Origin of the sequence: Zhongshania antarctica, from assembly GCF_014202945.1 — a bacterium.
GTDB classification, from domain to species: Bacteria; Pseudomonadota; Gammaproteobacteria; order Pseudomonadales; family Spongiibacteraceae; genus Spongiibacter; species Spongiibacter antarcticus.
On the sequence record NZ_JACHHW010000024.1, the window covers coordinates 1 to 1,373 of the forward strand.

Annotated in this window: 3 protein-coding genes; 1 reads left to right on the forward strand and 2 read right to left on the reverse strand. The window is 46.2% G+C overall.

What is annotated here, in order from left to right; all coding sequences use genetic code 11:
• Window positions 1-104 precede the first annotated feature (104 nt).
• Both HNQ57_RS17645 and HNQ57_RS17650 read right to left on the reverse strand, forming a co-directional pair.
• Window positions 105-503, reverse strand: a complete 399-nt coding sequence (locus tag HNQ57_RS17645; RefSeq protein WP_184465251.1) for a PaaI family thioesterase — start codon at window positions 501-503, stop codon at window positions 105-107.
• Window positions 496-1,020, reverse strand: a complete 525-nt coding sequence (locus HNQ57_RS17650; protein ID WP_184465252.1) for a PaaI family thioesterase — start codon at window positions 1,018-1,020, stop codon at window positions 496-498. The genes HNQ57_RS17645 and HNQ57_RS17650 overlap by 8 nt, the downstream gene beginning before the upstream one ends.
• A 168-nt stretch (window positions 1,021-1,188) precedes the next feature.
• On the opposite strand from HNQ57_RS17650, the gene HNQ57_RS18300 reads away from it, so the two are divergent.
• Window positions 1,189-1,356 carry an acyl-CoA dehydrogenase C-terminal domain-containing protein gene (locus tag HNQ57_RS18300; protein WP_226968303.1) on the forward strand — a complete coding sequence of 56 codons (168 nt, stop codon included), beginning with the start codon at window positions 1,189-1,191 and terminating at the stop codon, window positions 1,354-1,356.
• Window positions 1,357-1,373 lie beyond the last annotated feature (17 nt).

A 1,373-nucleotide genomic window follows, 5' to 3' on the forward strand; every position in this document is an offset into this window, starting at 1 on the left:
TGGTGACGCCTCATATGCATTATCTCGCTTACCTGTGTGATCGATTTTAAATTTATTGCTTTGGAAAGGGCTAGAAAAATAAGCACTATGTTTACTTCGGCAAGTTAATCCTTTATTAAAAACTGCGCCCTTGCCATCGCAATCGGTGCGGCTTCATCTTCCTGCCAAGCACTGACACTTACATTGATCATCCGCCTACCGAGATACACCAGCTTGCAACGCGAATGTGTGGCCAAGTATTTTCCCGCTCGCACATAGTCCACCGCGAAATCGATGACCTTGGGAATTTTTTCGCTTTCACTCTGTTGCAAGACGTAGAGCATAGCCGATAGCTCCATAAAACCAGCAACGGCCCCACCGTGCAGAGCTGGAAGCGTCGGATTTCCAATATTACTCATTTTTACCGGCAATAAATAACAGCCCGTTTCCTCGCTCATTTTTATACCAATGGTTCTAGCGTAGGGAACCAGACTTATCAGCGTGCGTATTTCTGAGTCATCCATTAGCACTATCACCAGATTTTAGTTTTCCATTTTTCACTGCCTGGGAAGCACGAAACCCCCGGCGCATGTCGGCAAATAAGTCCGGCTCCATACGGAAAAAATTACCTACCCCCGCCGCAATCGTCAGATCAGTATCTCCGTGATGTGCGATAGCACGGGTGAAAATCACACTTTCAGTAACACGGTACACTTCAGCATCAGCGTACACGGTAAGGCCTGGCGTCGCTGGGCGCATATAATCAATACGCAAATCAATTGTTGGGGTTAGCCCCAAATCATCTAATGCAGTCGCAGCAGCAAAGCCACAACAGGTATCCAATAAGGCCGTGATTGCACCACCGTGAATAACGCCGGTATCCGGATTCCCCACCAAGGCTTCACCATAAGGCATCGACAGGCCAGCCCGGTGACGCTCAACATACTCAGGACGAATTCCCAGCGTCGTAAGATGATCGCCGTTATTGGCGGCTAGAATAGTCTCAATGAAACAGTTCAGTTCTTCGAAATCCAATGCCATTACTTACCCCGATGAAATATTTCACACATTATACGCTTGCTATTATACTGAAGTAGATCGCAAAAAGTGACATCAACATCGCTAAGTGCGCAAGTAAAACAGCCAACGAAAATATTACCGGAAGATATGCAGCGTGTTATGGATAAGGCAGGTTAGGATGCAAATATTATTGGTGCCTCGGCCCATGAGTACTTGCATATAATTGGGCTTATTATTTACAGTTATATGTGGGTGGAAATGGGAGCCGTGGCGTTAAAGTCTGGCAACCAACTAGGCGAATATTTTGATGAAGCCAAACTTCAGGCGGCACGTTTTTTTACTCAACTCAGCGCATAGTAAAAACCTTCGCTTCG

Coding starts and splice junctions, on each gene's coding strand:
- HNQ57_RS17650 (WP_184465252.1), bottom strand. CDS start 1,020: ATGGCATTGGATTTCGAAGAACTGAACTGTTTCATTGAGACTATTCTA.
- HNQ57_RS17645 (WP_184465251.1), bottom strand. CDS start 503: ATGGATGACTCAGAAATACGCACGCTGATAAGTCTGGTTCCCTACGCT.